6 protein-coding genes, 1 tRNA gene and 1 pseudogene are annotated in these 8,462 nt (G+C 71.2%); 4 read left to right on the top strand and 4 right to left on the bottom strand.

What is annotated here, in order from left to right:
• Nucleotides 1–194 (bottom strand): annotated as a pseudogene (locus tag ACXJKG_RS16960) (response regulator); the annotation flags it as partial.
• 168 nt (nucleotides 195–362) lie between these two features.
• Here ACXJKG_RS16960 and ACXJKG_RS16965 point away from each other — a divergent pair.
• Nucleotides 363–436: transfer RNA gene (locus tag ACXJKG_RS16965), tRNA-Leu, on the top strand.
• 112 nt (nucleotides 437–548) lie between these two features.
• Here the strand turns inward: ACXJKG_RS16965 and ACXJKG_RS16970 are convergent.
• Nucleotides 549–3,557, bottom strand: a complete 3,009-nt coding sequence (locus tag ACXJKG_RS16970) for an alpha-mannosidase (RefSeq protein ID WP_456846915.1) — start codon at nucleotides 3,555–3,557, stop codon at nucleotides 549–551.
• A 405-nt stretch (nucleotides 3,558–3,962) separates the two neighbouring features.
• Here ACXJKG_RS16970 and ACXJKG_RS16975 point away from each other — a divergent pair, with 405 nt between their 5' ends.
• The 3 genes from ACXJKG_RS16975 to ACXJKG_RS16985 are packed head-to-tail and all read left to right on the top strand — an operon-like array spanning nucleotide 3,963 to nucleotide 5,787.
• Entirely contained in the window at nucleotides 3,963–4,133 is a 171-nt protein-coding gene (locus ACXJKG_RS16975; protein WP_456846916.1) for a hypothetical protein, read from the top strand.
• Nucleotides 4,130–4,792, top strand: a complete 663-nt coding sequence (locus ACXJKG_RS16980; RefSeq protein WP_456846917.1) for a cytochrome b N-terminal domain-containing protein — start codon at nucleotides 4,130–4,132, stop codon at nucleotides 4,790–4,792. Before ACXJKG_RS16975 ends, ACXJKG_RS16980 begins: the two co-directional genes overlap by 4 nt.
• A complete protein-coding gene (locus tag ACXJKG_RS16985; RefSeq protein ID WP_456846918.1) occupies nucleotides 4,789–5,787 on the top strand; it encodes a hypothetical protein in 999 nt (332 codons plus the stop codon). The genes ACXJKG_RS16980 and ACXJKG_RS16985 overlap by 4 nt, the downstream gene beginning before the upstream one ends.
• Before the next feature lie 166 nt (nucleotides 5,788–5,953).
• On the opposite strand, the gene ACXJKG_RS16990 is transcribed toward ACXJKG_RS16985, so the two are convergent.
• Both ACXJKG_RS16990 and ACXJKG_RS16995 read right to left on the bottom strand, forming a co-directional pair.
• The gene (locus ACXJKG_RS16990) at nucleotides 5,954–7,801 is read right to left on the bottom strand and encodes a BTAD domain-containing putative transcriptional regulator (protein ID WP_456846919.1); all 1,848 of its coding nucleotides are present in this window, start codon (nucleotides 7,799–7,801) and stop codon (nucleotides 5,954–5,956) included.
• Between the two features lie 70 nt (nucleotides 7,802–7,871).
• The gene (locus tag ACXJKG_RS16995; protein ID WP_456846920.1) at nucleotides 7,872–8,183 is read right to left on the bottom strand and encodes a hypothetical protein; all 312 of its coding nucleotides are present in this window, start codon (nucleotides 8,181–8,183) and stop codon (nucleotides 7,872–7,874) included.
• Nucleotides 8,184–8,462 lie beyond the last annotated feature (279 nt).

Here is an 8,462-nt window from a genome sequence, read left to right on the forward strand (position 1 = left end):
GGCTTGAGGTCGGTGACCAGCTGCACGGCCTGCTCGCCGTCGCCCGCCTCCCCGACGACGTCGAAGCCGGCGTCGCGCAACGTCTCGACGACGTCCATGCGGATCAGCGCCTCGTCCTCCGCGACCACCGCGCGCCGGGCCGGACGACCGGCGGCCGGAGCCGTGGGCTCGCCCGCAGGTGCGGGGGTGCTCAGGTCGAGGGCCTCAGGGGCCGCCTCGGTGGGTTCGGGGGTCGCGTCGGTGCTCACGTGCACAGAGTAGTGGGCGGCACCTGTCGGATCGCAGTGGTTGCGCCTGTGAGGCAGCCCACGCGGTCTCCCGTGCACCGCCCGACCGTCTGGGCGCGGCTATCCTTCTGCACGGCCCCGATAGCCCAACCGGCAGAGGCGTTCGGCTCAAACCCGATCCAGTGTGGGTTCGAATCCCACTCGGGGCACACCTTCTGCGCTCTCCATGCGCAGGTCAGGTCCTCATGGCGTCCGGTTCGCCGGGGAAGCCGGCTCAAAGACCCGCCACGGCACATCCTCCTCGCGGCCCGCCGGGATCCCTCAGGCCCGTGGCAGACGCAAGGTGACGAGCTGGAAGGGCCGCAGCGCGAGCTGTACCGCTCTCTCGGTCGGGGTGACTCCGGGCGCATCGACGTCCCGTTCCAGCAGGTCGACAGCCCGGACGCCGGCCACGGCGAAGGTCGGCGTGAGCGTCCCGGCAGCCTGGCCGCCCAGAGACTCGTACAACCGCACGATCACGTCGCCGCTGCGGTCCTCGGCCAGCTTGACGGCCTCCACCACGATCGCCGGGTTGTCCACGACGACCAGTGGCTCCGCCGGCCTGGCACCGCGGACCACGCGAGCGGGCAAGTTGGTGCGGTAGCCGTCCTCGATCGCGTCCGCGATGCGCGCACCGGCACGGAGCACCGTCGTCAGCCGGTGGTGCCCCTGGTCCGCCTCGGGGTCGGGGAACAGCGGCGCGCGCAGGAGTGACAGGCGGACCGTCGTCCCGCCACCCTCACGACGCGTGACGTCGTGCCCGTACGTGGCGTCGTTGGCGATCGAGACGCCGTAGCCGGCCTCGCCCACGTGCAGCCAGCGGTGCGCACAGATCTCGAACCGGGCGGCGTCCCACGACGTGTTGGTGTGTGTGGGCCGGAACACGTGGCCGAACTGGGTCTCGGCGGCGGACCGGTCGGCGTGGACGTCGAGCGGGAACGCCAGCTTGAGCAGCTTCTGCCGTTCGCGCCACTCGATGTCCGTGACGATCTCGACCGCCGCGCTCCCACGCCGGAACGTCAGGTCCTGGACGACGCGGGAGGAGCCGAACACCCTCGTCGTGCGGACGACGACGAGATCGGACGACTCTGTCACCACCTCGATGCTGTCCGCGCCGAGCAGGTCGGTCCCCACCCGGCGATACTCCGTGTCGATGTCCCACGCGTCCCACTTGGCCGGCGTGTCCCGATGCAGCTGGAGCAGGTTGGCGAGCGATCCCGCGGGGATGACCTCTCGGTCGGCGACGAGGTCGACCAGCGACTCGATCTGTCCGCCCGATGTGAGGTGCACATCGATCAGCCCGTTCCGGACGCGGAACGTGCCCTCGTCGCCGGCGATCACCCAGACCGGGTCGCCGGACGGCGCAGTCACGGGCGCCGCACTGAGCGGCGGCACCCCGTCGCGGGCGTGGGGCCCGGCATTGAGCAGCAGCGGCGTCTCCCCCACGCCGACCACGGCGGCCGTCGACACGGCGAGCAGAGCCTCCAGCTCCCGGGCCAGCCGTGCGTACGTCTCCTCTGCCTGACGGTGCACCCAGGCGATCGAGCTGCCGGGCAGGATGTCGTGGAACTGGTGGAGGAGCGCGGTGTGCCACAGGGTCTCGAGCTCGTCGTACGGATACTCGGCCCCGCGCTGGACAGCGGCCGTAGCCGCCCACAGCTCCGCCTCCCGTAGGAGGTGCTCGGTGCGCCGGTTGCCCTGCTTGGTGCGCGCCTGCGACGTGTAGGTGCCGCGGTGGAACTCCAGGTACATCTCCCCGGACCACACCGGCGGACGCGTGAGCTGGGTCTCCGCGCGCTCGAAGAACGTCGTGGGGCTGCCCAGCTCGACGCGCGGCGCACCCTCGAGGTTCTCGAAACGGCGTGCTGAGGCGATCATCTCCCGGGTCGGGCCGCCGCCACCGTCGCCCCAGCCGAAGGGCACGATCGAGGACGCCGCAACACCCTTCTCGTTGAAGTTCGCCTCGGCGTGCACGAGGTCCTTGGCGGAGAGGTCCGAGTTGTAGGTGTCGACCGGGGGAAAGTGGGTGAGCACCCGCGACCCGTCGATGCCCTCCCACGTGAACGTGTGGTGCGGCATCCTGTTCGTGTCGTTCCACGAGAGCTTCTGCGACACGAACCAGCGGGACCCGGCTGCGCGGACGATCTGCGGCAGGGCGCCCGAGTACCCGAAGGAGTCGGGCAGCCAGACCTCCAGCGTCTCGACGCCGAGCTCCTCCAGGAAGAACCGCTTGCCGGCCACCATCTGTCGGGCCATCGCCTCGGAGCCGGGCATGTTGGTGTCGGACTCGACCCACATGCCGCCGACGGGCACGAACTGACCGGCCCTGACCTTGTCGCGGATGCGGTCGAAGATGTCCGGGTAGAACTCCTTCATCCACGCGTACTGCTGGGCCGACGAGCATGCGAACACGAAGTCGGGGTCAGCGTCCATGAGCGCCAGCACGTTGGAGAATGTGCGGGCGCACTTGCGGACGGTCTCGCGCAGCGGCCAGAGCCAGGCGGAGTCGATGTGTGCATGGCCGACCGCTATCGCGTGGTGCGCGGAGGCGGAGGCCGGTGAGTCGAGCAGCGGCCGCAGCGCCGCACGGGCCAAAGCGGCGGTGCCGGCCACGTCGTGCGGGTCCACCAGGTCGATCACGGCGTCGAGCCCGTACCGGATGCGCGCGGCGCGCGTGGAGTCGGCAGGCAGCTCGGTCATCAGCCCGATCAGTGCCGTCAGGTCCTGCCACAGCTCCCACACGGTGACGTCCCGCAGCGCCACGTCGATGCACATCAGCTCGTACTGCGGATCGGTGCCCGCAGTGGCGAGGTCCCCGTACGGCGTCGCGACGAAGCCGAAGTTGCTCGCGATGTTCGGGTTGCCCGCGGCCTCGACGAACACGTCGATCGACCCGCCCTCGGGCCACGGGACCGCCTGGTTGAACGGCGACACGCCCTTGATCGTCGTGCCGTCGGCCCGCCACACCAGACCCTCGGCCTGGAAGCCCGGACTCTCGGCGTTGAAGCCGAGGTCGACCACGAGCTCCACCGCCGTGCCCGCGACCGGCCACTCGTCCGGGACCGAACCGGTGACGTGGAACCACGTGGTGCTCCACGGAGCACCCCAGGCGAGACCCGGAGCGACCGGCTCGTACGTCTGCGCGACCGCGTCGCGGAACGGCACCGGTTCACCGGGTGCGGACCAGGCGCTGAGGTCGAGCGCCACCCGCTCGCGATAGATCGCGGGGACGATCCTCTCCGCGAGGAACCGGGCGATCCGGCCTTCGGTGAGCAGGGGGTTGCCGTGCATGTGCGCCTCTTTCCCTACGTGGACACCGGTGCTTCGTCGCTGCGGGTCCGGTCGAATACTGGCACCTGGAGGACCACCGTCCACAGGCGAACTGACGCGCAGGCCGCGGAACGGCCCGCTCGGACCCGGCCGGCCCGAGGTCGGGACCTTGTGCCCTGTTCGTCGGACCCGGCCGGGCCAAGCCTGGGACGCGGGGAAGGATTCGATCTGGCGGGCGAGGCCACGAACGTGAGCACCGTCGTCAGACCGGAACCCTCAGACGCGGCGCCGAAGCGGGCAGAGCCTCGAAGCGATCGGGCCCGAGCGGTCCGTGCCCCTGGTCAGGGCAGGCATGCCCTTTTCGTGGCCCTTTTCGGGCGTGCACAGCGCCGAGGGGGCTCGTCCGACTCATCGAGGAGGACCGACATGCTGGCCTTTGCGGTCGCCACCGGCGACTCGGTCGGATACGTGACCTGGGGTTGGTTCGCAGTCTCGGTGCCGAACCTCGTCGCCATCACGGTGACGGTCGTGCTGTTCGTCCTCGCCCTGGTCCTGCCGTTCCCGCGGGACCGGGGAGACGCACGGCGTCGGCGATGAACGACACGACGCCGTCCGAGACCGTCCCCCTCCCGTCCTCGTGGATCGGGCGGGCGCGCAACGTCCTCGAGCACCAGCTGCCCTACGACAAGCTTCTGCCGGAGACGCAACCGGCGTATGTGGCCTCGTGGATCTACGTCTTCGGGGTCCTGACCCTCGCCGCGTTCGGCGGGATCATCCTGTCCGGGACGGTCCTGGCGTTCGAGGGACCGAGCTGGTACCACACGTCGAGCACCGGTCTGTTCGTCAACAGCCTGCATTTCTGGTCGGTCCAGCTCTTCTTCCTCTTCATGGGCGTGCACCTCGCGGGCAAGTTCTTCATGGCGGCGTGGCGCGGTCACCGGGCACTCACCTGGATCACCGGGGTCATCGCGTTGGTGGCCTCCATCGGGGCGGCACTCACCGGCTACCTCGTCCAGACCAACTTCGACTCACAGTGGATCGCGTTCGAGGCGAAGGACGGGCTCAACGCCGCGGGGATCGGCGCCTGGTTCAACGTGGCGAACCTCGGCCAGAACCTGCTCATCCACGTGTTCCTGATGCCCGCGGTGCTGACGGCGCTGGTCGTCGTCCACATCCTGCTCGTGCGGCTGCGCGGGGTGCCGCCGATCGACGCGGCCGAGGTCGAGGCCGCCGAGACGGACGGGGGCGGGTCATGATGCCGGGCACAGCGGCACAGCGACGGCTGGAGCGCGAACCGTGGTCGGGGCCGGTCCGTCGCTACGACATCCTCAAGGAGGGCGTCATCGCGACCGTGGTGGTCGCGGCTCTCGTCGTCATCCTCGCGGCGATCTTCGGTTCGCCCGACGAGCCCGCACTCACCTTCCGTGGCTGGGCGCGCTCCTCTCCGGACAACTTCTACGCCGTGACCGTCGCCGAGCTCGCCGGTACGTCCGACAGCGCCACCTACGGCCCGCCGTACAACGACGGCGGCGACGGCCAGGTCCTCGGTCCGGTCGAGCTGCAGAAATCGGTCGGGGTCCACATCCCGGTGAACCCGGCCGAGGACTTCGTGGTCCAGCCGTTGCAGCACCAGCAGCAGCCTGCCGACGTCGCGACCGCCCTGAAGCAGTGGACGACGGCGACGCCCGTCGACCAGTCGACATGGGCGACGGCGTACGACACCGCGCTCAACGACCCGGCAGGCGCGAACGGCGACGCGTCGAAGGTGGCGCGTGGCGACTACGGGCCCGTACCCGCCCTCGCCTCGGGCCTCCTGGCCATGGCAACCTCGGGCGCGCTCGACGGTGTTCTGCCGGCGCCCGGCCAGTTCTTCACGACCGACACCACCAAGCAGATCCTCTTCCTCGGGGACGGCTCCTACCTGGACGACGCCGGCACGGCGAACCACCTGCAGGGAAACCAGTGGGGAATGATGAACGAGACGGGGAACTACCCCGGCCAGCAGTGGCTCGCCCCCTTCTCCTTCTGGTACCAGCTCCCCGCGTTCAACAGCGAAGCGGACAGCGGGTTCGCGGCGACGCTCACCGCGAACGGCGACATCTACATCCTGGCCATCATCGCGGTGCTCATGCTCGTCCTGACCTTCCTCCCGTTCATTCCCGGTCTGCGCTCCATCCCACGTGTCCTTCGACTCCACCGAGTGATCTGGCGCGACTACTACGGACGAGGTCGCTCACGCACTGAGACGTGACGACATCGCCGAGCATCGCGTCGCCGTGGTCTCCGGCAGCCTGTGGATCACGTGCAGGCCGCGCGGTTCCCACGTCGACGGGGCGCGGTCGTGGCGGCGAGACGAACGGCAGCGCCCAGCTGACGTGGCGATCGCCGCAGTGGCCCCGCGACCGCGATGAGTGCTGTCAGCRCCCGCCGGCCGCCGCGACCAGCGCGGAGAGCACCGAGCTGTCGATGTCGTCCGCCAGCAGGGCGGCCGCATCGGCATCCCCGTGGAGGCCCGAAGCGGCCCCGTGGAGCATGGCCCGCACGGTCAGCTCCCGCATGCCGGTGCGCGATGCGCGGTCGAGCATGGCGTCCGCCCACGACGCGGTCAGCGGATGTCGGTGACGTCGTCCGATCTCGCACAGTGCGTCGAGGATGTGGACGTCGAGCCAGACGTACGGGTCGGCCAAGCGGTTGGCGCGCGCTCGCGCGTCCAGGAGCACCGCGAACGCCTGGTCCACCTCGCCGTGAGCCTCGGCCAGCAGGGCCAGCCCACGGGCCGAGATCCCCTCCCAGCACGGGTCGCCGATCTGGCATGCCCGCGCGAACGACTGCTCGAGCGCGCGGCCGGCGGCGTCGAGGTCGCCGAGCGAGAGCCAGGCCTGGCCCAGCAGGGCCTGCGGCCAGGGCAGGAACGAGAGCCAGTGGTCACGCTCGGCGAGATCGCCGGCGGCCGCAAGCAGCTCCGTGGCTCCGGCCAGGTCTCCCCGGAGCAGGCCGACCCGGCCGAGCATCGACAGGGCGAAGGCCTCGCGCCGGGGCTCATCCACCTCGCGCGAGGCGCGGACGGCGCCGTGCAGCAGGGCGACGGCGCGTGGGTACTCCGCGCGGTCGCTGGCCACGGACCCGAGGTAGGTCATCGCCTTCGCGCGGACCGAGGGCGACGTCGCATCCTCGGCGAGCACCTGGGTCAGCGATCGTTCGGCTCGGTCGTACCGTGCACGGAGGAAGTCGACGTACCCCAGCTCGGCCTGGACCCGGGTCGTGGCCTCGCGGTCACCGTGGGCGACGGCGATGCGCTCGGCCTCGGTCAGGATGGTCAGGCCCGCCTCGTCGAGGCCGCCCAGCGTGTGGATGAGGGCCTCCGCGAGCACGAGTCGTGTCGAGATCCGCTCGCTGTCGACGCCTGCGCGGTCGGCGAGGCCGACGGCGTTCTCGAACGACGACACGCCGGCCACCAGCGCGCCCGCGGAGACGGCCGCGACACCGGCCTCCGTCACCGCCTGGATCGAGACTCCGCCCCCGGTGCCGCCCGCCGGCCTGGGGCCCTCCCGCATCGCGAGCAGCACGGGAGCGCCGGGGGGTGTGCCGAGCTCCCGTTCGGCGACCGCCACCCAGGCGTCGTACTGGCGCCGGGCCGCCTCGTCCTCGCCCGCCAGACGATAGAGCCTGATCAGAAGCGCCTGGTGGTTCTCGTCGAGTGGACTCAGCACAGCGGCCCGGACCGCCAGGTCGCGCGCGCGGTGGAGGTCGCCACGGGCGAGGTGCCCGAGCGCCGCCTCGTGCAGGATCGACTCCGTGGCGGCCGCGAGCCGACGGCGTTCGGAGAGCAACCACGACTCGAAGGCGTCGGCATGCAGGATGACGAGTCCGTCGAGGAGGTCCTGCCCCAGGCCGGGGAGCTCGACCGCGGTGCTCCAGTGACCGCGGACCAGCACGTCCACGTCGACGGTGGCACCGACGGGCAGCGCGATCGTCACCGGGTCGCCATCGAGGACGACCGCCGAGCCGAGCGCCCGTCGGATCTCCGCCAGGCACCACCGCAAGGCCCCGAGGGGGTCGTCCGCCTCGGCGAAGAGCAGCGAGGCCAGCTGGGTGCGCGTGGGCGGCCTCTCGCCCAGCAGCAGGAAGGCCAAGAGCGCCCAGCTCTTGCGGCTGCGCAGGCGATATCCGGGTGCCCCGTCGACGTCGGTGCGGGGCCGTCCGAGCAGCTGGACGACCAGCGTCGAGGTCGGGGTTCGCGCCGGCTCCTGCGCGCTCGCGCTCACGTCGAGCAGCCTTGCACAACACCCGTGCTCGAGGGCCCTGCCTCGGTCGGTCGGTGACGTCGTTGGCGTGTCATCCGGCCGTGACGGCCGGACGCCCGAGCCCGCCGGCCACGCCATCGAGGAGGTCGAGCAGCCACGCGTGCTCGCGCGGGCCGAGCACCTCCAGAAGGTGGGTGTGCGCGAGACCGAACGCGCGCAGGCGGGAGATCTCGGTGCCGTCCGGGTCACTCAGTGCCGCGGCGACACCCGGCGCAGACTGCGCTATCACCCCCGACATCGCCTCGAGCAGGCGGCGTTCTGCCGACGTGCCCTGCTCGGCGACGCGCTGCGCGGCCTGGTCGAGGACCTCAGCCAGCTCGACCGAGCATGAGCGGAACGGCACCCCCGCCCACCTCGGGACGCCGGCGTCCGGGCGCTGCGGGGAACGGCCGTCCAGCCGACGCGCGCCGGCCGCGGATCGCTCTCGCAGGCGCACGGCGCGTCCCTCGTGCCCTCCCTCGGGCCGCGAGGGTGACCGCGGGTCAGACGTCGCCCCCGCGAGCACCTTGCCCATCGGATCCATGGTGGTGCACCTTCTCTGTCGAGTCCGTGCGCCCGATCTGGGCGCGGCAKATGGAAATCGGCGTGATGGATGTGGTCGGGCAGCGACGCAGCTCGAGGC

The organism is Cellulomonas sp. P5_C6 (assembly GCF_054049635.1).